The 25,792-nt window shown below is 63.7% G+C and carries 26 protein-coding genes; 15 read left to right on the top strand and 11 right to left on the bottom strand.

The features are described from left to right. Positions 1-147: 147 nt before the first annotated feature. The 4 genes from parE to DYZ14_RS10535 all read left to right on the top strand — a co-directional run bounded on the left by parE (position 148) and on the right by DYZ14_RS10535 (position 4,449). Entirely contained in the window at positions 148-2,211 is a 2,064-nt protein-coding gene (gene parE, locus DYZ14_RS10550) for a DNA topoisomerase IV subunit B (RefSeq protein WP_154720630.1), read from the top strand. 29 nt (positions 2,212-2,240) lie between these two features. After that, positions 2,241-2,612: a hypothetical protein gene (locus DYZ14_RS10545; RefSeq protein WP_154720629.1), complete on the top strand. Its 372-nt coding sequence runs from the start codon at positions 2,241-2,243 to the stop codon at positions 2,610-2,612. A 67-nt stretch (positions 2,613-2,679) separates the two neighbouring features. Next, complete coding sequence (locus tag DYZ14_RS10540) at positions 2,680-3,906, top strand: AI-2E family transporter (protein ID WP_154720628.1); 1,227 nt, start codon at positions 2,680-2,682, stop codon at positions 3,904-3,906. Between the two features lie 111 nt (positions 3,907-4,017). Continuing rightward, a complete protein-coding gene (locus DYZ14_RS10535) occupies positions 4,018-4,449 on the top strand; it encodes a hypothetical protein (RefSeq protein WP_154720627.1) in 432 nt (143 codons plus the stop codon). A 25-nt stretch (positions 4,450-4,474) separates the two neighbouring features. Here the strand turns inward: DYZ14_RS10535 and DYZ14_RS10530 are convergent, their stop codons facing one another. Beyond that, positions 4,475-5,608 carry a DUF2336 domain-containing protein gene (locus tag DYZ14_RS10530; protein WP_154720626.1) on the bottom strand — a complete coding sequence of 378 codons (1,134 nt, stop codon included), beginning with the start codon at positions 5,606-5,608 and terminating at the stop codon, positions 4,475-4,477. Between the two features lie 150 nt (positions 5,609-5,758). Here DYZ14_RS10530 and DYZ14_RS10525 point away from each other — a divergent pair, with 150 nt between their 5' ends. After that, positions 5,759-6,454, top strand: coding sequence for a hypothetical protein (locus DYZ14_RS10525; RefSeq protein WP_154720625.1), 696 nt, complete (start codon positions 5,759-5,761; stop codon positions 6,452-6,454). On the opposite strand, the gene DYZ14_RS10520 is transcribed toward DYZ14_RS10525, so the two are convergent. Together DYZ14_RS10520 and DYZ14_RS10515 are read right to left on the bottom strand one after the other, a co-directional pair. Continuing rightward, the gene (locus tag DYZ14_RS10520; protein WP_154720624.1) at positions 6,445-7,068 is read right to left on the bottom strand and encodes a flavin reductase family protein; all 624 of its coding nucleotides are present in this window, start codon (positions 7,066-7,068) and stop codon (positions 6,445-6,447) included. The two genes, DYZ14_RS10525 and DYZ14_RS10520, sit on opposite strands and share 10 nt — an antisense overlap. After that, positions 7,068-7,652 (bottom strand): nitroreductase family protein, encoded by a 585-nt coding sequence (locus tag DYZ14_RS10515; RefSeq protein ID WP_154720623.1) that lies wholly within the window; start codon positions 7,650-7,652, stop codon positions 7,068-7,070. Before DYZ14_RS10515 ends, DYZ14_RS10520 begins: the two co-directional genes overlap by 1 nt. Before the next feature lie 109 nt (positions 7,653-7,761). Between DYZ14_RS10515 and DYZ14_RS10510 the strand changes: the two genes are divergently transcribed. Continuing rightward, positions 7,762-8,709 (top strand): hypothetical protein, encoded by a 948-nt coding sequence (locus tag DYZ14_RS10510; RefSeq protein ID WP_154720781.1) that lies wholly within the window; start codon positions 7,762-7,764, stop codon positions 8,707-8,709. A 109-nt stretch (positions 8,710-8,818) separates the two neighbouring features. Here the strand turns inward: DYZ14_RS10510 and thrS are convergent, their stop codons facing one another. From thrS to DYZ14_RS10490, 4 genes are all read right to left on the bottom strand, one after another. After that, positions 8,819-10,825, bottom strand: a complete 2,007-nt coding sequence (thrS, locus tag DYZ14_RS10505; protein WP_154720622.1) for a threonine--tRNA ligase — start codon at positions 10,823-10,825, stop codon at positions 8,819-8,821. A 122-nt stretch (positions 10,826-10,947) separates the two neighbouring features. Then, complete coding sequence (locus DYZ14_RS10500) at positions 10,948-11,376, bottom strand: DUF2267 domain-containing protein (protein ID WP_210209287.1); 429 nt, start codon at positions 11,374-11,376, stop codon at positions 10,948-10,950. Beyond that, positions 11,373-11,756 (bottom strand): membrane protein insertion efficiency factor YidD, encoded by a 384-nt coding sequence (gene yidD, locus DYZ14_RS10495; RefSeq protein WP_154720620.1) that lies wholly within the window; start codon positions 11,754-11,756, stop codon positions 11,373-11,375. The genes DYZ14_RS10500 and yidD overlap by 4 nt, the downstream gene beginning before the upstream one ends. A gap of 1 nt (position 11,757) precedes the next feature. Beyond that, positions 11,758-12,207, bottom strand: coding sequence for an iron-sulfur cluster assembly scaffold protein (locus DYZ14_RS10490; RefSeq protein WP_154720619.1), 450 nt, complete (start codon positions 12,205-12,207; stop codon positions 11,758-11,760). 278 nt (positions 12,208-12,485) lie between these two features. Between DYZ14_RS10490 and folE the strand changes: the two genes are divergently transcribed. The 3 genes from folE to DYZ14_RS10475 all read left to right on the top strand — a co-directional run bounded on the left by folE (position 12,486) and on the right by DYZ14_RS10475 (position 14,641). Next, positions 12,486-13,091, top strand: coding sequence for a GTP cyclohydrolase I FolE (gene folE, locus DYZ14_RS10485; RefSeq protein WP_115669527.1), 606 nt, complete (start codon positions 12,486-12,488; stop codon positions 13,089-13,091). 26 nt (positions 13,092-13,117) lie between these two features. Continuing rightward, positions 13,118-13,579 carry a phosphoribosyl-AMP cyclohydrolase gene (gene hisI, locus DYZ14_RS10480; RefSeq protein WP_154720618.1) on the top strand — a complete coding sequence of 154 codons (462 nt, stop codon included), beginning with the start codon at positions 13,118-13,120 and terminating at the stop codon, positions 13,577-13,579. Positions 13,580-13,681: 102 nt separating this feature from the next. Next, positions 13,682-14,641: a patatin-like phospholipase family protein gene (locus DYZ14_RS10475; RefSeq protein WP_154720617.1), complete on the top strand. Its 960-nt coding sequence runs from the start codon at positions 13,682-13,684 to the stop codon at positions 14,639-14,641. 60 nt (positions 14,642-14,701) lie between these two features. Here DYZ14_RS10475 and DYZ14_RS10470 read toward each other — a convergent pair whose 3' ends face one another. Next, positions 14,702-15,136 carry a CBS domain-containing protein gene (locus tag DYZ14_RS10470; protein ID WP_154720616.1) on the bottom strand — a complete coding sequence of 145 codons (435 nt, stop codon included), beginning with the start codon at positions 15,134-15,136 and terminating at the stop codon, positions 14,702-14,704. 114 nt (positions 15,137-15,250) lie between these two features. Beyond that, on the bottom strand, positions 15,251-16,015 hold the full coding sequence (locus tag DYZ14_RS10465) for a rhomboid family intramembrane serine protease (protein WP_154720615.1): 765 nt from the start codon (positions 16,013-16,015) through the stop codon (positions 15,251-15,253). A gap of 322 nt (positions 16,016-16,337) precedes the next feature. Here DYZ14_RS10465 and DYZ14_RS10460 point away from each other — a divergent pair, with 322 nt between their 5' ends. Continuing rightward, complete coding sequence (locus DYZ14_RS10460; RefSeq protein ID WP_115669344.1) at positions 16,338-16,949, top strand: PilZ domain-containing protein; 612 nt, start codon at positions 16,338-16,340, stop codon at positions 16,947-16,949. A 32-nt stretch (positions 16,950-16,981) separates the two neighbouring features. On the opposite strand, the gene DYZ14_RS10455 is transcribed toward DYZ14_RS10460, so the two are convergent. After that, on the bottom strand, positions 16,982-20,344 hold the full coding sequence (locus DYZ14_RS10455) for a YhdP family protein (RefSeq protein WP_195949903.1): 3,363 nt from the start codon (positions 20,342-20,344) through the stop codon (positions 16,982-16,984). A gap of 172 nt (positions 20,345-20,516) precedes the next feature. Here DYZ14_RS10455 and DYZ14_RS10450 point away from each other — a divergent pair, with 172 nt between their 5' ends. From DYZ14_RS10450 to DYZ14_RS10430, 5 genes are all read left to right on the top strand, one after another. After that, positions 20,517-20,984, top strand: coding sequence for a peroxiredoxin (locus DYZ14_RS10450; RefSeq protein WP_154720613.1), 468 nt, complete (start codon positions 20,517-20,519; stop codon positions 20,982-20,984). Then, positions 20,984-21,814 (top strand): ferritin-like domain-containing protein, encoded by an 831-nt coding sequence (locus tag DYZ14_RS10445; RefSeq protein WP_154720612.1) that lies wholly within the window; start codon positions 20,984-20,986, stop codon positions 21,812-21,814. The genes DYZ14_RS10450 and DYZ14_RS10445 overlap by 1 nt, the downstream gene beginning before the upstream one ends. A gap of 105 nt (positions 21,815-21,919) precedes the next feature. After that, positions 21,920-23,209, top strand: coding sequence for a peptidoglycan DD-metalloendopeptidase family protein (locus DYZ14_RS10440; RefSeq protein ID WP_232365500.1), 1,290 nt, complete (start codon positions 21,920-21,922; stop codon positions 23,207-23,209). Positions 23,210-23,500: 291 nt separating this feature from the next. After that, the gene (locus tag DYZ14_RS10435) at positions 23,501-25,027 is read left to right on the top strand and encodes a DEAD/DEAH box helicase (RefSeq protein WP_154720611.1); all 1,527 of its coding nucleotides are present in this window, start codon (positions 23,501-23,503) and stop codon (positions 25,025-25,027) included. Next, complete coding sequence (locus DYZ14_RS10430) at positions 25,028-25,435, top strand: NUDIX domain-containing protein (RefSeq protein ID WP_154720610.1); 408 nt, start codon at positions 25,028-25,030, stop codon at positions 25,433-25,435. Here the strand turns inward: DYZ14_RS10430 and DYZ14_RS10425 are convergent. Beyond that, positions 25,397-25,789, bottom strand: a complete 393-nt coding sequence (locus tag DYZ14_RS10425) for a TfoX/Sxy family protein (RefSeq protein WP_154720609.1) — start codon at positions 25,787-25,789, stop codon at positions 25,397-25,399. The genes DYZ14_RS10430 and DYZ14_RS10425 overlap by 39 nt on opposite strands. Positions 25,790-25,792: the final 3 nt, after the last annotated feature.

Below are 25,792 nucleotides of genomic sequence, written 5' to 3'. Positions count from 1 at the left end.
CGCGGCAGCCTGCCGGCACGGTCGCGCCTGCCCCGCCTTTCTGGCATGATCCCGCTGATTCGCAAGAGCGATTGGGGCGTGAGGCAGCTTGCGACCCCCGGCCCTGCCGATTGAGCCGACGCAACGGACAGATTATTGAACGACGCCATGGACGACAACGATCTTTTCGCCGCCCTGCCGCATGTGACCAAGCCGGCGGACGCCCCCTCGCCTGCGGCCACGCCGAAGGCCGAGGCTCCGCGCCCGGCGGCCGCCGCGCCCAAGGCCAATACCACATCGAGCGAGAGCGAATACGGCGCCTCGTCGATCCGCGTGCTCGAGGGGCTGGAGCCGGTGCGCATGCGTCCCGGCATGTATATCGGCGGCACCGACGAGAAGGCGCTGCATCACCTCTTCGCCGAAGTCATCGACAACGCGATGGACGAGGCGGTGGCCGGCCATGCCGATTTCATCGACGTGCATCTCGATACGGAAGGGTTCCTCACCGTCACCGACAATGGTCGCGGCATTCCGGTCGAGCTGCATCCGCAGGTGCCCGGCAAGTCGACGCTTGAAGTGATCATGACCAAGCTGCATGCCGGCGGCAAGTTCGACGGCAAGGCCTATGAGACTTCCGGCGGCCTGCACGGCGTCGGCGTCTCGGTCGTCAATGCGCTGTCCGATCTGCTCGAGGTGGAAGTGGCCCGCAATCGCAAGCTCTACCGCCAGCGCTTTTCGCGCGGCGTTCCGCTCGGCGGGCTGGAAGAGCTGGGCGACGTGCACAACCGCCGCGGCACGCGGGTTCGCTTCCACCCCGATCCGCAGATCTTCGGCGACCATGCAAAATTCGATCCCGGCCGGATCTTCCGCATGGCCCGCTCCAAAGCCTATCTGTTTGGCGGTGTCGAGATCCGCTGGTCCTGCGATCCGGGAATGGTGCCGGAAGGCGGCGACATTCCGGAAAAGGCGGTCTTCCGTTTCCCCGGCGGCCTGAAGGACTATCTGGCGGCCACGCTCGGCAAGGAATTCACCGTCACCCGCGAGATTTTTGCCGGCAAGACGGAAAAGTCCGGCGGCCACGGCGCGATGGAATGGGCGATCACCTGGTATGGCGGCGACCCGATGGTGCATTCCTACTGCAACACGATCCCGACGGCCGAAGGCGGCACGCACGAGGCCGGCCTGCGCATCGCGCTGACCAAGGGCCTGAAGAACTACGCCGAACTCACCCAGAACAAGCGCGCCAAGGAGATCACCACCGACGACGTGATGATTTCCGCCGTCGGCATGCTGTCGGTCTTCATCCGCGAGCCGGAATTCGTCGGCCAGACCAAGGACAAGCTGGCGACCGTCGAGGCCCAGCGCCTGGTGGAGAACGCGCTGCGCGATCCGTTCGACCACTATCTCGCCGACAATCCGAACGAGGCGGCGAAGCTCCTCGACTGGGTGATCGAACGCGCCGAGGAGCGGCTTCGCCGGCGCAAGGAAAAGGAAGTCAACCGCAAGACCGCGGTGCGCAAGCTGCGCCTGCCCGGTAAGCTCGCCGACTGCTCGCAGAACACGGCGGAAGGCGCGGAACTGTTCATCGTCGAAGGCGATTCGGCCGGCGGTTCGGCCAAGCAGGCGCGCAATCGCGCCAACCAGGCGATCCTGCCGCTCAGGGGCAAGATCCTCAACGTGGCCAGCGCCGGCCGCGACAAGATGACCGCCAGCCAGCAGATTGCCGACCTCATCCAGGCGCTCGGCTGCGGCACGCGGACGAAATACCGCGAGGAAGACCTGCGCTACGAGCGCATCATCGTCATGACCGATGCCGACGTCGACGGCGCGCATATCGCCTCGCTGCTGATCACCTTCTTCTACCAGGAAATGCCGGAACTGATCCGCGGCAACCATCTCTATCTCGCGGTGCCGCCGCTCTATGTCATCCGTCAGGGCGCCAAGAGCGTCTATGCCCGCGACGACGCGCACCGCGCCGAACTGATGGAGACGGTGTTCAAGGGCAAGAAGGTCGAGGTCGGGCGGTTCAAGGGCCTGGGCGAAATGATGCCGGCGCAGCTCAAGGAAACCACCATGGACCCGGCAAAGCGCACCCTGCTGCGCGTCGATATCGACGACGTCGACTTCGAGGGCACCCGCGATGCCGTGGACGCGCTGATGGGTACGAAGCCCGAGGCCCGCTTCCGCTTCATCCAGGAACGTGCGGCCTTCGCCGACAACCTCGATATCTGACGGACGAACGTCCGGGCGGGAGAGTTGAGATGAGACTCCGTCCCGCCACGGCGATCCTCCTTTCAAGCTTGGTCCTCGCCCCATCCAGCGCCAGCGCCGCAAGCCAGGACGACGTTGCAGCGCCCGATGCCTGGACGATCGAGAAATGCGATCGCTACCGCCGGGCTTTCACCGATCTGCTGAAGGTCTTTGAGGGGCGCGGCATCACCGACGGCTTCATCCGTGGCAATCGCAATTTCATCTCCGCCGGCTGTTCGAACGGCGCCGACATATGCCCGACATCGCCAGGCGATATGGAGTTCGCCAATGCGCTCACGCTGATGGCGATGAACGGCGGTGCGGCCAGTTCCTTCCTGCCGTTCATGTGCCGGACTTCACCGGCGCCGCCGGCTTTGCCTTAAGCGTCCTTGCGTGCCCGCGGAGAATGCCCCATATGCTGGGCAACACAGAAAATGGACCGGTAGAGACGTGAGCAAGGCCGAAGAACCCAAGCCGCAACCCGGCCCCCGCTGGCTGGGCCCGACCACCCCGAGCAGATCCGCCCTCATCACGCCGATTTCGGCTGCCCGCTGGCTGCTGGTGCTGATCGTGATTGCCGCGATCTACTTCTTCCATGGCTTCGCCGTGCCCGTCCTCGCCGCACTCGTCATCGCCTTCGCGAGTTGGCCCCTCTACCGCCGGCTTCTCGAAGCGATCGGGGGCAATACGACCGTCGGGGCAACGCTGGCGCTGCTCGCCATTCTCGCCTTCCTCATCGTCCCGATCGGAATCGCGATCGCCTACACCGTCGAGGAACTGCGTCAGTGGATCGGCTGGACGCTCGAGGTCAACCGGATCGGCTCGCCCCCGCCGGAGTGGATAACCCGGCTTCCCGGCGTCGGCGAGTGGCTCTCGGAGAAGTGGCGGGAGCATATCGGCTCTCCCGGCGCGATCGGTGAACTCATCCAGATCGTCAGCGGCGCCAATATCGGCAATATCTATCGGGCCCTGGTCGCCGCCGGCGATGGCGTCTTCCATCTGGCCCTGACCCTGCTCTTCATGCTGATCGCCCTGTTCTTCGTCTATCGTGACGGCTCCAACTTCTCGCGCCAGCTGGACCTTCTGGGCGAGCGCATCCTGCCGACGCGATGGGAACGCATCTCCCGCGTCGTCCCGGCCACCATCAGTTCGACGGTGACCGGCATGACCCTGATCGCCATCGGAGAGGGTATCGTACTCGGCATCGCCTACTGGATGGCCGGCGTCCCCTCGCCCGTCACGCTTGGCGTGCTCACCGGCGTCATGGCGTTGATACCGGGCGGTGCGCCTCTTTCCTTCACGCTGGTGTCAATCTATCTCGTCGCCAGCGGCGCCTATATCCAGGGTATCGCTCTTTTCGTCTGGGGCACCGTGGAACTCTTCATCGTCGACAAGACGATCCGTCCACGACTCGTCGGCGGACCGATCAAGCTGCCTTTTCTGCCCACCTTCTTCGGTCTGGTCGGCGGGGTGAAGACCATGGGTTTTCTCGGTCTGTTCATCGGTCCGGTACTGATGGCGCTGATCGTCTCGATCTGGCGGGAATGGATCCGCGAAGTAGCGCTGGCGGATCCGGCGAGAACCGGCGCTGCGGGCCTTGCGAGCGAAGATGTACCGGGGCCCTATGCCGCCGATCCCGTCCCCGCGGAAACACCCACCATCCACGCGCGGAGTTGAAGCTGCCGCAGGTCACAGGCCGGATCACCCGGTCTTGGTTTGGCTGCAATCCTCTGTTTGAACTCGCTTTATTGACCCCGCCGCCCCGCGCCATCAACACCGGACCAGCCCATGCAGACCGCCCTCATCGTCATGACCATCCTCGGCTGCGACGACAGCGTGACCCAGTGCCACTACGTCGCCACCGCGCAGGAGCACTTCGTCTCGGTGGCGCTCTGCGACGCCGCCTCGGAGAAGATATTGGCGGGCTATTCGGGTGTCAGCTACCCGATGCTGGTTGCGGTCTGCCAGCCGCCCGACACGCAGGCGGAGGTCGCCGCGCCCCCCGCGGGTGCGGCAAAGCCGGCAATCGCCGACCCAGCCCCGCTTCCAGGACCGGCAGCGACCCTGCCGGAAAGCGAACGCCAGTCGCTGGCAGCACGCGCCGTCGGCAAGATCCGCAAGGTTCTACCCGATACGCAGGACATCCGTATGGTGTTCGAAACCCCGCTGCATGTCGTCGCAGACGGCTATTCCTGGGTCGCCAAGAAGATCTCGCCGTGAACCGGAACGAGCACCGACATCGATGTCAGGCGACAAGAGCCAGGCCCGTCGCATAGTCGCGGGCGCGCCGTCGTTCTTCGGCGACGGCCAGCTTGCCCACCATCTCGATCAGTTCACAAGCGGACGGGGAATGCGGGACGGAGCCTTGAAGCCTCTCGGCCAGCAGCGGGGCGATATTGTCGGTCTCGTCGCTGGCGCTGTGGACCGCATTGCGCCAAAGCAGGATGGCCTCGACGAAGACGGCGCTGACCTCGCGCGCAAGACCGGCCGATTCGATGAGGGCGCGCACCGCATGGTGGCGTGCCGTCGCCAGGATCGAGCGCACCCGCCGCTCCTCGACGCCCGAGAGAAGGGTGATGGCCGCGGCAAAGAAATCCGTCCGGCCCAGGCACAAGGCCTGCATCAGGAAGGCGGGCGTCAGTCGGCGCTCGGCCCGCAGATGCTCGACCAGCACCGGCAATTCATCGGCCGTGACATTACCCAGGATGGCGATCGTCGCCGCATGTCCGGCCTCTCGCGTCACCCGTTCGATCCGACGCGCACCGATCGCCGCCCGGACGAAGGCGGAACCGGAGAGAGCCTCGGCGACGCATTGCACCAGCAATTGGCGTACGGCGGCCGGCAGGTCGGCGCGCTCGAGCAGCAGCGACCGCACGCCGTCGTTTGCGCCGTGTCGCTCGGCGATGCGCTTCAAGGTCAGCCGCGCAATTTGTGCCGTCGGGTTTTCCAGCAGGACGACAACTTCCTCCGCGTCGCCAATTTCAGCAAGTGCTGCCGCGACGCCGCGGGACAAGCCCGCTCTCGCAGCGATCAGTGCGCGGGTCGAAGCGCTGCCGCGTCCGGCCAGATCGACCAGATCCGCATCGGTCAGAACCGGGGAATTCAGGATTGGCAGCGCGGCGATTTCCGGCTGGTCCTCGGCAAGCGAAACCACAAGACCGCGCGGTGCGTCGGACGAACTTCCCAGAACCTCGGCGAGCGCCAGCCTGACGCGCGGCGAAGGATCATCGAGCAGATAGATCAGCGCCACATGCGCGGCGCGGCGCTCCTGAGGCGCCATGGCCGAGCGCAGAAAGGCCCTCGCCAGTGCATTGGCCGCGCGCGCCCTGTCCCCTGCCTTTGCCGTTTCCACCCACCGAAGAAAAGCCGCCACGATCACTGAAAAACCCAATCCCCGAAGAGAAAAACGCCTGGCCGATCAGCCATGCTTCACGCTAGCGGGAAAGTGTTTAAGAATTGGTTCACCATGTCCGTTAACCGCGAGATCCCTTTGCCCATCCCTTCAAGCCTCAGCATCGGCGGCAAGCCTTTGTATTCTCTCCTGGTCGTGCGGGCGACGGACGATGCCGGCCAATTGGCGCCATCGGCCGATGCGCTGGTCATCATCACCGGAGAATCGATTGCGGACTGGCAGGCGGCGGCACTCTTCATGACCCACCGCAGGGCAGTCGACGACGAAACGCCGCTGCTCGCTCTCGTCGATTCGTCACTCGACAGCGACGCGCTCGACGAGCGACTGGAAATCCTGATCCCGGCTCGCCCCGACGGCATCGTCCTTTCGGGCGTCGCCGATGGGACGGAGTTGCAGAGGCTCGATGTCGCGCTCGCGGTGGCCGAAGCGATGGCGGGGCGCGAACCCGGCGAGACCCCGCTGATCGTCATGATCGGCGACAATGCCTCGGGCCTGCTTACGTTCGCAAGCTTTGCCGGCCGGACGCCGCGGCTGAGGGCCGTCGGCCGCGCTGCCACGGCCCTTGCGGCAGAGCTGCAGGTTCCGGGCTCGCCGGATCGGCAGGGCGACGAATCGGCGCCCGTTGCGCTCAGCCGTGGGCTGACCCTGCTCGGCGCGGCCAAGGCTCGAGTGGCGGCGCTCGATTGGCTCGACCTTTCCCTTGCGGGCGGAGATCTGGAACGCGCCTGCGCCGCGGCCCGCCGCGACGGGTTTACCGCGCTGATCACCGAGACGCCGGACCATCTGCCGGCGATCGCCGCCGCCTATGGCTGATCGCCGCCAATGGGCGGTTTCGGCCTTTGGAGTTCGAAGACCGGCTGCACCTCGGCGTAATCCATATAGCCGAGGCGGGTCACCGGCCGGGCAAGTGCCACGTCGAAGCGACCGTCGCGGATGACCCGTTCGTCTATATGGATGGCGACCACCTGGCCGAACACGGCATGGCTGTCGCTATCGGTGCCGTCGACCGTCTTCAGCGTGTGGATCTCGGTCACCCGGCATTCGAGCACGGCATAGGCCTCGCCGACAAAAGGCGCGTCGACCAACCGCCCCATGACCGGCGTCAGGCCGGCAAGGGCGAATTCGTCCGTGCCGTAAGGCACGGCAATGGACGACGCGTTCATCGCGGCAACCAGATCGGCGCTGACATAATTGACCGAGAAAACACCGGTCTCGGTCGCATTGCGCAGCGTGTCCTTTCGCCCGCTCGACGAGAACATGACGATCTTCGGCCGGTCGCTCACCGCGTTGAAGAAGGAATAGGGCGACAGGTTCAACGATCCGTCCCGCCCCTTCGTGCCGATCCAGCCGATCGGCCGCGGCGCGACGATCGCCTTGAAGGGATCGTGCGCCAGGCCATGCCGATTGTCCGCGGTCTCGTAGAACATCACGTTTCGTCGCCGACCCAGGTGACGACATCGCCAAGCGCCGGACGCGGCCGCTCGGTGATCGGGAACGTCGTCGAACCGATGTGGATGAATCCGGCCACCTTCTCGCCGGGCTTGATGCCGAGCAGCGGATGGGCCTTCTCGTCATAGGCGAACCATTCGGTCAGCCAGTTCGAAACATAGCCATGGGCATTGGCGGCCATAAGCAGATTGAGGCAGACCGCGCCAGCCGACATCAGCTGTTCCCATTCGGGAATTTTCACATGCGGACCGGCGGTGCTGATGACGCCGATCACCACCGGCGCCCGGGTGAAGCGGGCGCGCTCGACGCCGATCATCTCTTCGGACAGTTCGGGATTCTTCTTGAGCGCCATGGCCAGAAGCGCCTCGCCGATACGGGCGCGCTCGGCGCCACGATAGACGACGAATCGCCAGGGCGCGATTTTTCCGTGGTCGGGAACACGCACGGCCAGCGTCAGGATCTGTTCGAGTTCGGCGGTCGAAGGACCCGGTTCGCACATCTGGAAGGCCGGAACCGAGCGGCGTGTGGCGAGATAATCGATCAGCTTGATATCATTTTTCATATTCAGACACTTTCACGGCTTTTCTGGCACCTGCGACGTCTTGAAATTGCCACCGCATTGGGATTGAACTTGCTTCCATTGGAGAGGAAGTCAACCTGCCGTGTCACCCATGAATTGCCTAATGCATGCTGCCCGCTCCGTCTCCGTCGTGGCGACGGTATTCCTTGCCCTGACGCCGGCCCATGGCGAAGACGCTTTCAAGGCCTTCAAGCAGTTGGACGGCTCGGTCAAGATGCCGAAGCTCAACGCCTTCTCGGCCAATATGGGCGGGACCATCTCGCCATCGACATCGCGCAATGTCAGCCTCGAGGCACGATTGACCAATGACGGCGAGGCCATGCAGCAGGGTTTGTCATGGCGGGTATTCAGCCCGATCCCAGGCACCGACGGCAAGCTGCCGCTTCTGGCCAGCGCCGAGGGCGGCTCCGCCGACTTCCAGCTCGCACCCGGCGACTATTTCGTCAATGTCTCGTTTGGACGCGCCGGTGCGACCAAGAAGCTGACCGTCCCGCGCGATGGCGAGATGGAAAAGCAGGTCATGGTCCTCGATGCCGGCGGCATCATCCTCAACGCCGTCTCCGGGCCCGATACGCGGATACCGGCCAAGGAACTCAAGTTCGACGTCTATTCTTCCGAGGCTCTGGCCGATGGTGAACGCGGCCTGGTCTTGGCCGACGTGCCGCCGAACGCGATCGTCCGTCTCAATGCCGGCACCTATCACATCGTTTCGGAATATGGTTCGGTCAATGCGGTGGTCCGCGCCGACATCAAGGTCGAGGCAGGCAAGCTGACCGAGGCGGTGATGCAGCACCATGCCTCGCAAATCAATCTCAAGCTGGTGTCGGAACCCGGCGGCGAGGCGATTGCCGATACCGCCTGGTCGGTGCTGGCGGGTTCGGGCGACATCGTCGCCGAAAGCGTCAGCGCCTTCCCGGTCATGGTGCTGGCGGAAGGCGAATATACCGCCGTTGCGCGCAACAAGGACAAGATCTACCAGAAGGATTTTGCCGTGGACGCCGGCCGCAACGAGGACGTCGAAATCCTGCTGACCCAGTAAATCGGCGAGGCCGGGTTTCCGCGAATCTCGCCGGATAGAGTGCCCGCCTCCACGGAAAGGGCCGCCCGAAAGATCCGGGCGGCCCTTTTTTCGTCTTCTGGTGCGGGTCTCAGCCTCTGGCAGCCTTGGCCGCCAGCTTGCGCTTCACGTCCGGAGGCGTTGCCTCGAAGCTGAGCGATGCGATCGCCTCGTCCAGCGTCATCGGCACCTGGTCCTGCGAACCGAGACGGCGGATGTTGACGGTGCGCTCCTCCGCCTCGCGCTTGCCGCAGACGATGATGACCGGGACCTTGGTCACCGAGTGCTCGCGGACCTTGTAGTTGATCTTCTCGTTGCGGAAGTCGGTCTCGACCGAGAGACCCGCCTCGCGCAAGGCCTCGGCGACCTCCTTGCCGTACTCGTCGGCTTCCGAGGTGATCGTCGCGACCACCGCCTGAACCGGCGCGAACCACAGCGGCATATGCCCGGCATAGTTCTCGATCAGGATACCGAGAAAACGCTCCATCGAACCGCAGACGGCACGGTGGATCATCACCGGCTGGGTCTTCTCCGAGTTCTGGTCGATGTAGAAGGCACCGAATCGTTCCGGCAGGTTGAAGTCGACCTGGGTCGTGCCGCACTGCCATTCACGGCCGATGGCGTCCTTCAGGGTATATTCGAACTTCGGACCATAGAAGGCGCCCTCGCCCGGCAGAATGCCGGTCTTGATGCGTCCGCCGGACTGCGCCTCGATTTGCTTCAAGACCTCCATCATGACGCTTTCCGCACGATCCCACAGCGCGTCGGAGCCGACGCGCTTGTCCGGGCGGGTGGAAAGCTTCACGACGATCTCGCTAAAGCCGAAATCCTCGTAGACCGAGAGGATGAGGTCGTTGATCCGCAGGCATTCGGCGGCCAGCTGCTCGTCGGTGCAGAACACATGCGCGTCGTCCTGGGTAAATCCGCGCACACGCATCAAGCCGTGCAGGGCACCGGACGGTTCGTAGCGATGGACGTTGCCAAATTCCGCAAGGCGAACAGGCAATTCACGGTAAGACTTCAAGCCATGCTTGAAGATCTGTACGTGGCCGGGGCAGTTCATAGGCTTCAGCGCGAAGACCCGCTCGTCATCGGTTTCGTCGCCGGCCACCGTCACCTTGAACATGTTGTCGCGGTACCAGCCCCAGTGACCCGAAGTCTCCCACAGCGACTTGTCGAGAACCTGCGGTGCATTGACCTCCTGATAGGTCCCAGCGAGACGGCGGCGCATATAGGCGACCAGCGACTGGAACATGCTCCAGCCCTTGCCGTGCCAGAAGACGACGCCGGGACCCTCTTCCTGGAAGTGGAACAGGTCCATTTCGCGACCAAGCTTGCGGTGGTCGCGCTTTTCGGCTTCTGCCAAGATGTGAAGGTAGTTGTCGAGCTGTTCTTGCTCGGCCCAGGCCGTACCGTAGATGCGGGTCAGCATCGGCTTGGTCGAATCGCCGCGCCAATAGGCGCCGGCCACCTTCATCAGCTTGAAGGCCGTGCCGATCTGGCCGGTCGAGGCCATGTGCGGCCCCCGGCAAAGGTCGAACCAGTCGCCCTGGAAATAGATCTTCAGGTCCTGGTCGGCCGGTATCGCATCGACCAACTCGACCTTGTAGGCCTCGCCCTTGTCGGCGAAGACGTCACGGGCCTTGTCGCGCGACCAGATCTCCTTGGTGAACGGCTTGTTGCGCTGGATGATCTCCTTCATGCGCTTCTCGATCCTCGGCAGATCTTCGGGCGTGAAGGGCCAGTCCTCGCGGGTGTCCGGGTGGACGCGCTTGAAGTCGTAGTAGAAGCCGTTTTCGATCACCGGACCGATGGTCACCTGGGTACCGGGCCACAATTCCTGCACCGCCTCGGCCATGACGTGGGCCGTGTCGTGGCGGATGAGTTCGAGTGCGCGCGGATCCTGGCGGGTCACGATCTCGATCGCACCGGTCTCGATGGGATCGGAGAGATCGCGCAAGGTACCGTCGAGCGTGATCGCGAGCGCCTTCTTGGCCAGCGACTTGGAAATCGCCTCGGCGACCTCGCGGCCGGTCGTGCCCGCAGGATAAGCGCGGACGGAGCCATCGGGAAAAGTGAGGGAAACGGATTCTGACATGGTTTGCTCCTTATCCAGTCCCGCCAACCAATGCGGGTGGTAAAAAAAGGCCGGCTTGGCCGACCATCAACGGGCCGGTTGATAATGCCAAACCGGGCGTGAGTAAAGATTATGTTGGGCGATCACGGCGTCCAGAAGGCCCGTGCCGCCGGCGGCAACTGGCCAAGCATGCGCTCGAACGCCGCGGCATCGACATGGCGTCGAAGCGCGGATGCCACATCGGCGATGGCAGTTTCGGTGGAGAAATTGTGGTCCGGGCGCAGTTCCCGTGCCTCGATATTCATCTCCGCAGCCGATGCAAACGCCCTCGGGGGCTCCTCCACGTTCCAGTCGCTGACGAAGATCGCCCGCAGCACGGGCGGCAGGACATCGGCGAAGCGAAGCGCCTGCTGCACGGTCAGGCGTCTGCGGAAGACCTGCAGCACGCCCTGAAGCATCGTATAGGCCTGATGCGTGGTCGCGAGCATCGAGGTGTCGCGCAGGTCCTCCATGAACCTGTCGAAATCCCGCGACGCCTGCCTGTATTCCATCGGCATGGGCATGAGGATCAGCGCTCCTTTTCGCCCTGTTTGCGCCCCACGCGCCAAAAGGACCAGGGCGCCCACCAGCGCACATCGCCAGGCAGCGTCTCCGGCACCGGATCGAAACCCCAGGTGCCGCCCGGGCCGCAACGTCCGACGCGAAACAGCGTGAGCCAGCCACCCGACCAAAGGCCATGGCGGGCGATCGCCTCGTAGCCGTATTCGGAACAGGTCGGCATGTGTCGGCACGAACTTCCGACGATGCTCGACAGGGTCAGTTGGTAAAGACGGATCAGGCCCATGCCAAGCAGCCGGTCGGGTGTCTTCCGAAACGGTCCCGACCAGTTGCGGGAACGGCCTGGACTACCCGGTTTCTGGCCGGGATGCCCGCAACCGGGAGAGTTGCACATCTCAGCCGGCCACGGCGACGGCCGCGCCCTTCGCATCGATCTGGTCGAGACAATCGACCACCGCCTCGAAGGTCAGCATGGTGGAGGCGTGGCGGGCCTTGTAGTCCTTGACGGGTTTGAGAAAGCGCATGTCCTCGAAACGGCCGGAAGGCCCCTCGCCGCCCTCCTTCAGCATGGCCAGCATGTCCTGCCGCGCCTGGCGGATTTCGGCGGGCGTCGCGCCGACGACATGGCGCGCCATGATCGACGACGATGCCTGCCCGAGCGCGCAGGCCTTCACCTCGTGGGAAAAATCGCTGACCACACCGTCAGACATCTTCACATAGACCTTGACCCGCGAACCGCACAGTTTCGAGTGCTTTTCCGCACTGGCATCGGCGTCGGCGAGCTTGCCGCCCCGCTCGATATTGCCGGCAAATTCGAGGATCCTGGAATTGTAGATGTCGTCCATGGTCGGCCTGGCACTTTCCTGAAACGTCTATACGTCGTTGGGTGCGCAGTGGATTGTCGTCACATGCGCGACACTCTGTTGCGCCCGTGTTCCTTCACACTTCCCAAGTCGCTATTATATGTAAGGTCAGAACTCGGTCCAAACAAATCAAGCGCAATTGACCGCGCCGGAGCGAGAATCGGAAGAACGGACTTGCCAAGATGAGCCGAGTTACGCATTTACAGGCGGAAAAGTCGAAACAGGCGGTCCGGAACCTCAAGGACCGGGAGACCATGGGCATGGATGCCATCGTCAACAAACTCGCCCCGAACGCAAAGCGCCCGAGCCGCGAAGAGGCGGAAAACGCCGTGCGTGTTCTGCTGCGCTGGGCCGGCGACGATCCGGCACGCGAGGGCCTGCTCGACACGCCGAAGCGCGTCGCCAATGCCTATCGCGAGCTTTTCGCCGGCTATGATGCCGATATCGAGGACGTGCTCGGCACGACCTTCGAGGAGGTTGCCGGCTATGACGACATCGTCGTCGTGCGTGACATACCGTTCTTTTCGCATTGCGAGCATCACATGCTGCCGGTGATCGGCAAGGCGCACGTGGCCTACCTTCCCGACGGCCGCGTTCTCGGGCTCTCCAAGATCGCCCGCGTCGTGGAAGTGTTCGGTCGGCGCCTGCAGACCCAGGAAGCCATGACCGCCCAGATTTCCGCAGCGATCGACGAAACCCTCAAGCCGCGGGGCGTTGCCGTCTTCATCGAGGCCGAGCACATGTGCATGGCCATGCGCGGCGTGCAGAAATCCGGCTCCACCACACTCACCACCACCTTCACCGGCGTCTTCAAGGACAATGCCGCCGAACAGGCGCGGTTCATGTCGATGGTGCGGGGCCGTTGACCGCTTTTCCTCTTGAGGACCCATCAATGGCTGTCTCCTTCGATCCGCCGCCCGCCGACAAGCATGCGCTTGAGGAAGATGGTCGCTTTACGCCCAAGTTCGATGCCAACGGCCTGCTGACCGCCGTCGTGACCGATGCGCGCGATGGCGAACTGCTGATGGTTGCGCACATGAACGCCGAGGCCCTCTCCTTGACGCTCGAAACCGGCATCGCCCACTATTACAGCCGCTCGCGCGACAAGATATGGAAGAAGGGCGAAAGCTCCGGCAACCTGCAGACGGTCCGGGAAATGCGCACCGACTGCGATCAGGATGCCGTCTGGCTGAAGGTCGAGGTCGCGGGCCATGATGCCACCTGCCATACCGGCCGGCGATCCTGCTTCTATCGTAGCGTCACGCTCGCAGACGGCGCTGCGCGCCTTGAAATCACCGACAATCATCGTCATTTCGATCCTGGCGCGGTCTACGGCGAACCTGACAAGGCCTGATGGACCGGAATCGGACACGGCAGCCTGTCCACGAAACGAAATGGTAAGTATCCGGTGCGCTAATAGTGTACTGGAGTTGTTCAGCCATGAGGGTGTGCGCAGATGCTGAACTGGAGTTTGAGGAACGGTACGGCGACGCGTTCACTGCAGCCGGCGGGTGATGGACCAACCGGCGCCATCCCGCTGGTGAGAGAACCCGAAAAGCCCAGGAAGACAAAGATAGCCCTGGCGCTCGGCGGCGGCGCCGCGCGCGGCTGGGCGCATATCGGCGTGCTGCGCGCGCTCGACGAGGCCGAGATCGAGGTCGGCATGATCGCCGGCACTTCGATCGGCGCGCTGGTCGGCGGCTGCTACCTCGCCGGCAAGCTCGACGAACTGGAAACCTTCGCGCGCTCGCTCACCATGCGCCGGATCGCCTCGCTGCTCGACCTGACCATCGGCGGCGGCGGGCTGCTCGGTGGCATGCGGCTCACCAAACGGATGCAGGAGCATCTGGAAGGCCTGATGATCGAGGACCTGCCCAAGCCTTTCGTCGCCGTGGCCTCCGAACTCAACAGCGGCCACGAAGTGTGGATCGACGGCGGCAACCTGATCACTGCGCTGCGCGCCTCTTATGCGCTTCCCGGCATTTTTGAGCCGGTCAAATGCAACAATCGAACGCTGATCGACGGCGCGCTGGTCAATCCTGTGCCGGTCTCGGTGTGCCGCGCCTATGAGCAGCCACTCGTCATGGCGGTCAACCTGCAATATGACGTGTTCGGCCGCTCCGCCGTCGTCAAGCACCGCGCCAGCGAACTGCCCGACAGCCTGGCCGAGCCGCCGAAGGACCATCACAAAGTCGGCCTGACCAGTGTCATGGTTCAGGCCTTCAACATCATCCAGGATCGCATTTCACGCGCCCGCCTCGCCGGCGATCCGCCGGACCTGGCGCTTCACCCGCGCGTCAACGAGATCGGCCTTTCCGAATTCCACAAGGCCGGGGAAGCGATCGATCGCGGCTACGAGGAGGCACAGGCCCGTATCGGCGAGTTGAAGCGCATGCAGGAGGCCTTCGCCCGCTAGCGCCCCTCCCGTGCGGCGCCAGCGGAACGGGCTTGAGGTGGGTACCGAGCGGTCATCCCCTCAACTGGCGATATAGGCCTTGATCTGCTCAGCCTCGATCTCGACTTCGCGAATGCGCGATTTCACCACGTCACCGATCGAGATGATGCCGCAGAGCTTGCCATTGTCCTCGACGGGCACGTGGCGGAACCTGCGGCTGGACATGATTTCCATCAGTTCGTTGACCGTGCTGTCGTCCCGGCAGCGATAGACGTCGGCGGTCATCATGGCGGAGACCGGCTGGTCCAGCGCGCTTGCGCCGGCGCGACCGATCGAGCGCACAAGATCGCGTTCGGTGAAGATGCCGACGATCCGGTTTTCCATGCCGACGACGACGACGGCACCGATCTTGTGTTCGTCGAGTATCCGGGCAGCTTCGGTGAGAGTGACATTCGGACCGATGGTCACGACGTCCCGGCCCTTGACGTCCAGTATGCTCCTGACTGACACAGACATTCACTCCTCCTTCGCATTCATTGCGCAATGGCTGCAGCCGCATTCCTCTGCGCGGCCGCAACGGAGAAAATGGTGCCCGTTATCTCAGCGGAATGCAATATACCTGCAATGCAGCTAAAAGGATCGGTTGCGCGCCCGCGTCGGATCGAACGGGGCAAAGAGCAGGAAGCCGAACAGGAAACCGCCGATATGCGCATCCCAGGCAATCGTGCCGGCCAGTTCGCCAAAGAGCGGCAGGCCGAGCGCGATCGCCAAATTGCCGGCGAACCATGCAAGGATGAACACCCGCACGGTGCGCAGGGAAAGCGCCGCGCCGATCGACAGCAACGGCGGTTGATAGCCGACATGATGCTGCAGCGTGCGACCGGACGTGCCGAAGGCAAATCGGCAGGCAGCTCCCATCAGGGCGGACACCACGCCGGAGGCCCCGATCATGATCGTCGGCTGGCCCCAGTTGAAGCCGGCATGCACCAGGGCGCCGGCGGCCGCCGAGGTGATCCAGAAGATCACGAAGCGCAGATTGCCGATTCGCCGAAGAACGGGGGTGCCGAAGGCGGCAAGCCACAATCCGTTGAAGGCGAGATGCTCGATGCTCCCGTGTAGCAGGGAATAGGTCACCGGCGTCCAGAACCACTCATAGCCCTGCTGCGACAGCGGATGAACATAGCGCAGTGGAGAAAAGCCGAAGGTGACGGCGAGCCATTCGGCAGCGGCACCGGGCAGCAGCAGCGACTGCACGGCATAGATGACGCCGAGGCCGACCAAGACGATGAGAATGCCGGAGGGAAGGTTGAACACCGGAACGCGTTGCGCCGGCGGTCCATCTTGCCCTTCGTGGGGCTCCTCGCCACGAGGCGATCTCGGCGGAAATTCATCCATGCGGCACGCACCTTCACAAGTTTCTCGAAGAGGCATAAACGACGGCCGCCATAAAAAAAAGCCGTCCGGGCTTGCGGACGGCTTCGTTGGGTAAATCAGGAGCGAACCTGTACCCGAAAATTGGTGCCGAAGGCTATCCTTCGGGAAGTTGATGACCGTCATTTGCCATAGCGGGACGAAGCTCGCAACACTCAGAAAGAATTAACCTTAATTCCACAGTATGATCGCGCGGACACCAAGGATCGGCGCGCCGCGCAAAACGATATGTTAACGGCTTGCCGGTAATTGTTTAACGGTAGAGAAATATTTCAGAAACCGCACCATGTATTCTTCTCAGGCGGCACAGAATGGCGGTCTTGTCTCTCCTGCTCAACGGCGGGCGTTCCAACGCGTAGCCGTGAACCTGCAAGGCCGGCTGATGCTGGCCAATTACGAAGAGTATGTCTGCAAGGTCGTCGACATGTCGCCCGGCGACGTGCGCTTCGCCTGTGCCGGGTGCCCGCAGCCCAATGAACGGGTCATCGCCTATATCGATCATCTCGGCCGCGTCGAAGGAACCGTCATCAAGCTGGTCGAGGGCGGTTTCGTCATGTCGATCAACGCCACAGGCCGCAAGCGCGAAAAACTGGCCGCGCAGTTGACCTGGATCGCCAACAAGCACGAACTTGGCCTTCCCGAAGACCGCCGCCACGACCGCCTGACGCCGCGTGTCACCCGCACCGAACTCAAGCTCGAGGACGGCCGCCGTTATCCCTGTCGCCTGATGGACCTGTCGCTGTCGGGGGCCGCTGTCGACATCGACATCCGCCCCCCGATCGGCACGGCCGTCCAGCTCGGCAACATGCGTGGTCGCGTGGTCCGCCACTTCCTCGAAGGCGTGGCGATCGAGTTCCTCACCCTGCAGTCGCGCGAAGCCCTCACCGAGTTCCTCTGAGCGACACTTTGGCCTGAACGGCGTGCCTCGGATCAGCGGAATTCGAAGATCTGGCGGAACACGCCGGGCGCGATGATCGACAGCGGATTGACGACCAGTTTAGGCTGCTCGGTCGCACCTGTCAGCTTGAAAGTGATCCCGAGCAGGCCTCTGTCACGGCCGTTGCCGAGCAGGATGCCGATCAACGGCAGTTCGCCGAAAAGCCGATTGAGGCCGTAGGCAGGCATGAAGGTGCCGGTCAGGTCTATCTGGCCGCGCGTGTCGCGCACCCCGCCCTGGAACGTCGCGCCGATCTGCTCGCCACGCACCACGCCATTGTCGACCCGAAGCGATCCGTCGCTGTAGACAAGCCGCGCGAAGGCCCGCTGGAAGCGTGCGGAGCTGACGTCGATGTCTTTCTTCACCGCAGTATTGAGGCTGCGGCCGTCGGCACCGGTGGGCGTCGAGACGATCGACTGCAGCCGTTCTTCGTTCTCGACCCGGAAATCGCGAATGTCGAGCGAACCGCTCCAGCTGCCATTGGCGGCCTGAGAGAGCTTGAGGTTCATCAGTCCGCCGATCATCCGGTTGTAGAGGTTGATGAAACGCGCCAGCGCGCCGGCATCGCTGCTGGTGACCGACAGCTCGCTGAGTTCCCCGGGGCGGCGCATCTTGGCCACCACGGCCTGGCGGCTGTCGGTGACACCCGATACGTCGAGCGCCGTCGTCTTGCCACCGCGTGAACCGTATAGGATCGATACGCCGGAAAGCACCTCGTCGCCAAATCCGACCACGCGGTCCAGTCGACCCTTGACCTGTACCGAGAGCGGCTTTTCATCTCCGCCGCTGCCCGGCCCGTCCCCCGGCGATTTGAGCGCGACAATCAGCGAGCGGACATCCGCCGACTTCCCCGAGACCGAGACGTCATAGCCCCCCTTGTTCTGCCGAATGGCAAGCGCATAATCGTCGCCGGGCGCAAGGCGCATCCGGCTGAGATCAGCCGAAACCAGCCCTTGCTTGCCGACCGCAAGCTTGCCGGTCGCGCCGAAACCCTCTCCGTCGAGAACGAAATTCTCGATGGCCGTCTGTGTTTCGCCTTCCAGCGCCTCGAAACTCGCCTTGGCGGCTATTCCCTGCCCCTTCGACCAGCCGATCCAAGGCACGGTCAGGCTTGCCGATGTCAGGTCTATCACCGCCGCCTGGCGCTCGTCGTCGATGCGCGTAAGCTCGACGGTGATCGGGCCGTCGACCAGATCGTCGAGTCCGGGTACGAACTTTCGCCGTTCCTCATTGTCGAGTCGCAGCCTGACGACGCGCTCGCGCGCCACCGGGTCGGTCTTCTCGACCGGCTCGGTCACCTCCAGGTCCATCGGCACGCCATCGATCTTCGCCTTGGCGTTCAACCGTGCGGCCCGCGGATCAACATCGAGCTTGCCCTCGAGATCGCTGATGGTGCGGCCCGAATAGGGCTTGGTCACGTCGACATCCGCAAGGTCGAGATGCGCCTCCCAGACCGGATCGGGTGGATGCTGGTCCGAGATCAGGCCCAGGCGCACCTTCGCCACGCCGCTCACCTTGCCGGAGAAATCCTCGACGGCAAAACCGGCGCGCTCGAGCGCCCGGATCGGCTTGAACGAAACCAGCTCCGCCACGGCATCGGCCGCGCCGGATACCGCGATCTCGATGTCCGCCATCAACGGCTTGTGATAAATGTCCTCGAGCGCGAGTTGGCCCTTCTCCACGGTCACCATCCGGCCCGACGGAAAATAGGATGTGGCCGAGCGGATGCTGGTGACCACCTTGCGACCCGACAGGTCGAAATGCGCCGAGGTATCGCGCAGTGGGGGGATCTCGCCGGTGACGTTCATCCGAGCATCGACAATGTCGAAGCTGACGCGCAGTTCGTTCTCGTCGAGACGCAGCGGCTTGGGTTCGACCGTCAGGCGGTCCTGCGGGATGAAGACCGAGATCTGTCCGTTGGTGATCGTACCGCCGAAGATATTTGCCAGCACCCAGCGACGTGGCTTTTCGGCGATCCAGTAGGGCCAGAGCTGCTTGACCACCGCCGTCTTCATGTTACGGATCAGCGCATCAAACCGAACTTCGGGACCGGTACCGACGAACCGGACGGCAAGCGAGGCGTCCATCGTGCCGGACGGCGTCTGCACGGTGAAGGTCTCGAACTTGAGTTCCTTCTCCTCCAGGAGATAGTGACCGAACGCCTTCAGCGAAAACGGGAATGGCGCCTCGCCCGCAGACGGCACATCGGCCCGCCCCTCGCTCACCAGCAAATCGATCCCGAAGCCCTTTCCGGCCTTGGTGTTGCCGGGCAACCGGTCGAGATCGATCAATCCACCGGAAAGCGGCAGGGACATGGGCCCGAATTCGGCCTGCGAGGACGAAAGCTCAAGTGTGTCCTTGGCGAAATCATAGCCGAAGTTGAGACGCGCCCGCGTCAACTCCTGGCCGATACCATCCGAATAGATCGTTGCGCCGGCAATCTCGGCAATCATGTTGACCGACGGCTTCTGCCCCTCGCTTGCCCGTTTCGCCGATATCGAAACCTCGGCCGAACCGTCGAGACCCTGGCGCGGATTGCCCGTCGCGCCGCGCCGCAGCAGGAATGGCGTCAGGCGCACATCCGCAAGCCTCAGCGTAAGCGACTGCGCCTTGCCGCCGGTATTGGCGGTCAGGGCTGAGATTTCGGTTTGCTGTCCATTCACCGAGACCGCGCCGAAAAAGGAAAGCGAATCATCGGCGCCGCGCTCCATGGCGAGGTCATCGACCGCAATCACCAGCGGACGGCCGCTGACCCCGGTGGTCGAGACTTCGAGCCCGCCGATCCGCATGCGATCTAGGCCGCCCTTGGCGATAAAGGCCTGAATCTGATCGAGCTGCACGAAGGCGCGGTCGAGAAAGGCTGGAATGCTGTCGATGCGAAGATTCGCCAGATCGATCGGCGGACCGGCCGGCAGCAGGCGGGCGTCGAGCGCCACCCCTTCGGTCACGATCTCCCTGACCTTGAAATCGCCGCCGAGAAGCGCGATCGGATCGAGCACCATGTTGACCGACTGCGTCAGCGCCAGCGGACTCTTGCCGCCCTCGGGCACGATCGCGACATTGCGGGCCTCGACCGCCAGCTGAAAACTGTCGGAAAAGCGGATCGCCGTCTCGCCGATCTCGGCCCGAAAGCCCGGCGCGACAGCGGCATTGAGAACCGTGCGTGCGCCGTTGGAAAGCGCCGTGTCGAGCGTTCCGCTCTCGATCACGGCAAAGACGCCGCCACCAATGAGGAGGACGATCCCGACAATGCCGACGATGTAGCGTAGCAGGCGGCGGGCCAGGTTCGACCGCGGCGGGCAATGAACGATCAAAGGGTCATCGACGAGCGAAGACGGAAGTTCGTGCAAGGCCACGAAGTCTTGCCTGCGAAACCGCACCTTTTCGCCCCGGATTTCTCCCATGTGCCGGCGATTGTCTCCGTCGATCGATGCCGTTATCACAGTCGCGCGTGGACGACTGCGTCGCGGACTATATATCGAGTGCGACGACAATCATCCACAAAGCGGGCAAAAGAAAGGTTATCCCATGGCAGATTTGACAGCGGGCGACATGGCTCCGGATTTCACCCTTCCCCGCGACGGCGGCGGCACGGTTTCGCTCGCCGAGATGCGCGGATCGCCCGTCGTGCTCTATTTCTACCCGAAGGACGATACCAGCGGCTGCACGACCGAGGCGCTGGCATTCAGCGCTTTGGCCGACGAATTCGCCAAGGTGGACGCCAAGGTGATCGGCCTGTCGCCGGATCCGGTCAAGAGCCACGACAAGTTCGTCGCCAAGCACGACCTGTCGGTGATCCTGGCCTCCGATGAGGAAAAAACGGTCCTCTCCGTCTATGGGGTCTGGAAAGAAAAGAGCATGTATGGCCGGACCTACATGGGCGTCGAGCGTTCCACCTTTTTGATCGACCGCGATGGGCGCGTGGCAGCGGTGTGGCGCAAGGTCAAGGTCGCCGGCCACGCGGAAGCAGTCCTGAAAGCGGCGCAGTCTCTCTGATGGCCGCATCCGACCCGCTGCGAATCGCAACCTTGCGCGGCGGCGCAACGATGGCGATCTTGAGCGCCGATCTAGACGAAAAGACCGACCTGGCGCAGCAGACTGCGCGGCGCTGGCACGAACGGCGGTTGTCGCTACGCTCGCCTCTCGATCCGGACCTGCCGGAGCGACCCGGCCGGCCGGCAAGGCCGGTGCTCGTTCCGCCAAAAGCCACGGAAAAGCGGTCGCTGCACACACTTGCCGGACGCATAGCCATGCTGCACGCACTGGCCCATATCGAGCTCAATGCCGTGGACCTGGCACTCGACATCGTCGCGCGGTTCGCCTCGGAGCCGGTGCCCCATTCCTTCTTCGACGGCTGGATGCGCGTCGCCTTCGAGGAGGCCAAGCATTTTCGCATGGTGCGCGATCGCTTAAGAGCCCTCGGTGCCGACTATGGAGACATGCCGGCCCATGACGGACTGTGGCAGGCGGCCCATTCGACGCGCAACGACCTGACGGCGCGGCTGGCCGTGGTTCCCCTGATTCTCGAAGCCCGCGGTCTCGACGTGACCCCCTCGCTACAGGACAAGATGCGCGAAACCGGTGACATTGAGAGCGCCGACGTGTTGAAGGTGATCTACGAGGACGAGAAAGGCCATGTCGCCGTCGGCGCCAAATGGTTCCGCTTCCTCTGCGCGCGCGAGAAGAAGGACCCGGCAGCGACTTTCAAGGCGCTGGTGAGGGCCAATTTCCGCGGTGCGCTCAAGGCCCCGTTCAACGATGTCGCCCGCGCCGAAGCCGGCTTGACGCCCTCCTTCTACCGATCCCTGACCTCGACGAACAGCTGACGTCACGGCGCCCGCCGCAGGGAATTCAGCCGTTGTTAACCTTAATCATGTGTAATCATCCCAAGTCTCACACCGGATACGGCCGAGGCGGAATGGGAGACAGCGGTGGCGGGCAAGACAGCAAATCAGGTCTTCGGGAAGCGGCGGCAAGAGCATATCGTCATCCTGGCAAGCGGCGACAAGATCCGCCACATGACGATCCGCCCCTGGATGGCCGCACTTGCCTTCTGTTTTGCCGGGGTCATGGCGATCGGCTATCTCGGCGCTACCACCTACCTCGTCTTTCGCGACAATCTGATCGGCGGCTCGATGGCCCGTCAGGCCCGAATGCAGCACGAATACGAAGACCGGATCGCAGCACTGCGCGCCCAGGTTGACCGCGTCACGTCGCGCCAGTTGCTCGACCAGCAGGTGGTCGAGGAGAAGGTGGAAAAACTGCTCGAACAACAGGTGGCGCTGGCCTCCCGGCATGGTCGACTGGATGCGCTCCTCGATCGGGCCGAGGCTGTCGGAGAACTGCCGGAAGCCGGGCCTATGCCGACGGTGCGGCCGGGCGCGCAGAACAAGCAGGCCCGCGTCACGGGCGGGATCGAAGCGATCGGCACATTGCTTGGGCAAAATGCCCCAGCCGCCCCACAGAAAACGACCGCGCTCGGCTTTGTCCCGCTGACCGACACGGTCGCCGATCGCGCCGACCGCCTCTTTTCGCATATGACGCTTTCGCTCAAGGACATAGAGCAGGACCAGATCGATCGCATTCAACGCCTGACGAGCGGCGCGACCGAAACCGCCGAGCAGATTTCCGGCATATTGCTGCGCAACGGCATACCGCTGGACGACGAAAAGCTCTCCCCTTCCCCGGGTGCGATCGGCGGCCCCTATGTGGCGCCGCAGTCCTCCGAACCGTTCAACGCCTCGCTCAACGACCTCGACGCGGCACTGACACGGCTGGAGACGATGCGCGATACGGCGAAACGGCTCCCCTTCGCCAATCCGGCCCCCGGAAAGGACATCACCAGCCGCTTCGGCAACCGACCCGATCCCTTCCTCGGCGGCCTTGCCATGCATGCCGGGATCGATTTCCGTTCACCGATCGGCGGCGAAATCAGGAGCAGCGGCGCCGGCAAGGTCATCGCTGCCGGTCCTGCCGGCGGCTATGGCAACATGGTCGAGATCGATCACGGGCTGGGCCTGACGACGCGCTACGGCCATATGTCGCGCGTGCTGGTCAAGGTCGGCGACGAGGTGGCGAGTGGTGACACGATCGGCCTGTCGGGCAATACAGGACGCTCGACCGGCCCGCATCTGCACTACGAAGTCCGTCGCAACGGCGAGGCGGTCGACCCCATGCACTTCCTCAATGCCGGCATGAAACTCACGACACTCATCAATTGAGCCCCGTCACCGGAGCGAAGCCTCTCTGAAGGCCACGGCCCGATGGGAGCCGTGCCTCCGGGCCGGCCTTCCCGCGCCCCGGTGGTCGTCGGCAACCAGCAAATCGTGAACAGGATCGTGATGAGGGTCCCCAATCTCGATAGTTGGTCCGAATATTCACCCTTTGTTACTGCAAATCCGGCAGTTTCCTTGACTTTCGAGCAATTTGGCACTATCCCGCGCTGACGTTAGCGCCCGCGTCACGGGCGTCTCAATTGCGTTCGCAAGAACCGGAACGGAATAGATTCCCCTTTGACCACATTTTCTGACCTTGGCCTGAGCCAAAAAGTACTTTCAGCCGTCACCGACGCCGGCTACACCGTGCCGACGCCGATCCAGGCTGGCGCCATCCCGTTTGCCCTGCAGCGCCGCGACATCTGCGGCATCGCGCAGACCGGCACGGGCAAGACCGCATCCTTCGTACTGCCCATGCTGACCCTGCTCGAAAACGGCCGCGCCCGCGCCCGCATGCCGCGCACGCTGATTCTCGAGCCGACGCGCGAACTGGCCGCCCAGGTCGCCGAGAACTTCGAGAAATACGGCAAGAACCACAAGCTGAACGTCGCGCTGCTGATCGGCGGCGTCTCCTTCGAAGAACAGAACCGCAAGCTCGAACGTGGCGCCGACGTGCTGATCTGCACGCCCGGCCGCCTGCTCGACCATTGCGAACGCGGCAAGCTGCTGATGACCGGTGTCGAGATCCTCGTCATCGACGAAGCCGACCGCATGCTCGACATGGGCTTCATCCCGGACATCGAGCGAATCGCCAAGATGATCCCGTTCACCCGCCAGACGCTGTTCTTCTCGGCCACCATGCCGCCGGAGATCCAGAAGCTGGCCGACCGTTTCCTGCAGAACCCGGAACGGGTCGAAGTCTCTCTTCCCGCATCGACCGCCAAGACCGTGACGCAGCGCCTCGTCGCCGTCCACAACAAGGACTACGAGAAGCGTTCGCGCCTGCGCGACCTGATCCGCGCCCAGGAAGACCTGAAGAACGGCATCATCTTCTGCAACCGCAAGAAGGATGTCGCCGACCTGTTCCGTTCGCTGGAACGGCACGGCTTCTCCGTCGGCGCCCTGCATGGCGACATGGACCAGCGCTCGCGCACCAACATGCTGGCGGGCTTCAAGGACAACCAGATCACCCTGCTCGTCGCCTCCGACGTCGCCGCGCGCGGTCTCGACATTCCCGACGTCAGCCACGTCTTCAACTTCGACATCCCGATCCATGCCGAGGACTATGTCCACCGCATCGGCCGTACCGGCCGCGCCGGGCGCTCGGGCGCAGCCTTCACGCTGGTCTCCAAGTCGGACACCAAATATCTCGACGCCATCGAAAAGCTGATCGGCCAGAAGATCGAATGGCTCGACGGCGATCTCTCCTCGCTGCCCGCCATGGCGGAAGGCCAGGACGAGGGTCGTGGCCGGCGCGGATCGCGCGACAAGGACAAGGATAAGGACCGGGGACGTGAGCGCCGCGGCGGTCGCCGTTCCGAGGCACCGGCCGAGCCCGTCAAGGCACGCGAGGCAGAGCCTGCCAAGGCCCGTGAAATCGAAGAAGTCATCGAACCGGTAAGGACCGAACCAGTGAACAGCGAGCGCAAGGCTGACAGGCGGCCGAACCCCGGAAACCGCAATGCACGGCCGAACCCGGCCAATGACGACCAGCGCGAACGCCGCCGCAGCCATTATCGCGATCATGACGACGGCCCGACACCGGTCGGCTTCGGCGACGAAATCCCCGCCTTCATGTTGATCGTCGCCGCCGCGAAGTCTTAAATGGCCAAGCCCGGCATCGATTTCCCCGGTGTCGGCGTCGGGTTGGCGATCCTGCGCGACGGCAAGCTTCTGCTCTGCCGTCGGCTGAAGGCGCCTGAAGCAGGCCACTGGAACATCGTCGGCGGCAAGGTGGATCACCTGGAGCCGGCGGAGACGGCAGCCCGCCGCGAGGCCGAGGAAGAGACCGGACTTTCCATCGGCGCAATCGAATTCGTCACCACCAGCGAACAGATCATCGACGCCGATCGCCAGCACTGGATCTCGCTGCTCTACAAGACCTCGGACTTTCACGGCGAACCGTGGCTGACCGAGCCGGACAAGCTCTCCGCCCTCGAATGGTTCGATCTCGACGCCCTGCCGGAGCCGCTCTCAGCCTTCACCCGGGCCCTTTTGCCTCATCTTCGCTGATGCGCGGGCAGTCTTGCCCTTCGGCCTTGCCTTTCCGGCTTCGGTCCTCAGACCCGCCTCGAAGGCGAGGCGCACCCATTTCGCCATCTCATCCGGATCGTCATAGGCATCCTCGGGCACCGACCAGTAGGGCATGGCGACCGGGTTCTTTCCCTCGCGCTGGTAGACCCACTGCCGCGCGCCGGCCGCCTCGAACTGCGGGGCGGACTGCACATCGGCCTTCAGCATCAGTTCGTCGAACAGATAAAGGGCGATGATGACGCCCTGGTGGTAGATGCCCTTGCCGCTGAACATGCGCTTGATGCCGACCGGCCCGAGCGACGAGAACACCTCCTCGATCTCGACATTGTCCATGGC

It is taken from the genome of Ciceribacter sp. T2.26MG-112.2 (assembly GCF_900492205.1).
GTDB classification, from domain to species: domain Bacteria; phylum Pseudomonadota; class Alphaproteobacteria; order Rhizobiales; family Rhizobiaceae; genus Allorhizobium; species Allorhizobium naphthalenivorans_A.
The sequence above is the reverse complement of the archived record's forward strand: the minus strand, read 5'-3'. Positions and strand labels throughout refer to the sequence as shown.

Coding starts and splice junctions, on each gene's coding strand:
- yidD (WP_154720620.1), bottom strand. CDS start 11,756: ATGTGCAACTCTCCCGGTTGCGGGCATCCCGGCCAGAAACCGGGTAGT.
- DYZ14_RS10490 (WP_154720619.1), bottom strand. CDS start 12,207: ATGGACGACATCTACAATTCCAGGATCCTCGAATTTGCCGGCAATATC.
- DYZ14_RS10465 (WP_154720615.1), bottom strand. CDS start 16,015: ATGGATGAATTTCCGCCGAGATCGCCTCGTGGCGAGGAGCCCCACGAA.
- DYZ14_RS10520 (WP_154720624.1), bottom strand. CDS start 7,068: ATGTTCTACGAGACCGCGGACAATCGGCATGGCCTGGCGCACGATCCC.
- DYZ14_RS10430 (WP_154720610.1), top strand. CDS start 25,028: ATGGCCAAGCCCGGCATCGATTTCCCCGGTGTCGGCGTCGGGTTGGCG.
- DYZ14_RS10475 (WP_154720617.1), top strand. CDS start 13,682: ATGCTGAACTGGAGTTTGAGGAACGGTACGGCGACGCGTTCACTGCAG.
- hisI (WP_154720618.1), top strand. CDS start 13,118: ATGGCTGTCTCCTTCGATCCGCCGCCCGCCGACAAGCATGCGCTTGAG.
- DYZ14_RS10450 (WP_154720613.1), top strand. CDS start 20,517: ATGGCAGATTTGACAGCGGGCGACATGGCTCCGGATTTCACCCTTCCC.
- DYZ14_RS10515 (WP_154720623.1), bottom strand. CDS start 7,652: ATGAAAAATGATATCAAGCTGATCGATTATCTCGCCACACGCCGCTCG.
- DYZ14_RS10425 (WP_154720609.1), bottom strand. CDS start 25,789: ATGGACAATGTCGAGATCGAGGAGGTGTTCTCGTCGCTCGGGCCGGTC.
- DYZ14_RS10545 (WP_154720629.1), top strand. CDS start 2,241: ATGAGACTCCGTCCCGCCACGGCGATCCTCCTTTCAAGCTTGGTCCTC.
- parE (WP_154720630.1), top strand. CDS start 148: ATGGACGACAACGATCTTTTCGCCGCCCTGCCGCATGTGACCAAGCCG.
- DYZ14_RS10445 (WP_154720612.1), top strand. CDS start 20,984: ATGGCCGCATCCGACCCGCTGCGAATCGCAACCTTGCGCGGCGGCGCA.
- DYZ14_RS10470 (WP_154720616.1), bottom strand. CDS start 15,136: ATGTCTGTGTCAGTCAGGAGCATACTGGACGTCAAGGGCCGGGACGTC.
- DYZ14_RS10510 (WP_154720781.1), top strand. CDS start 7,762: ATGAATTGCCTAATGCATGCTGCCCGCTCCGTCTCCGTCGTGGCGACG.
- folE (WP_115669527.1), top strand. CDS start 12,486: ATGGATGCCATCGTCAACAAACTCGCCCCGAACGCAAAGCGCCCGAGC.
- DYZ14_RS10460 (WP_115669344.1), top strand. CDS start 16,338: ATGTATTCTTCTCAGGCGGCACAGAATGGCGGTCTTGTCTCTCCTGCT.
- thrS (WP_154720622.1), bottom strand. CDS start 10,825: ATGTCAGAATCCGTTTCCCTCACTTTTCCCGATGGCTCCGTCCGCGCT.
- DYZ14_RS10535 (WP_154720627.1), top strand. CDS start 4,018: ATGCAGACCGCCCTCATCGTCATGACCATCCTCGGCTGCGACGACAGC.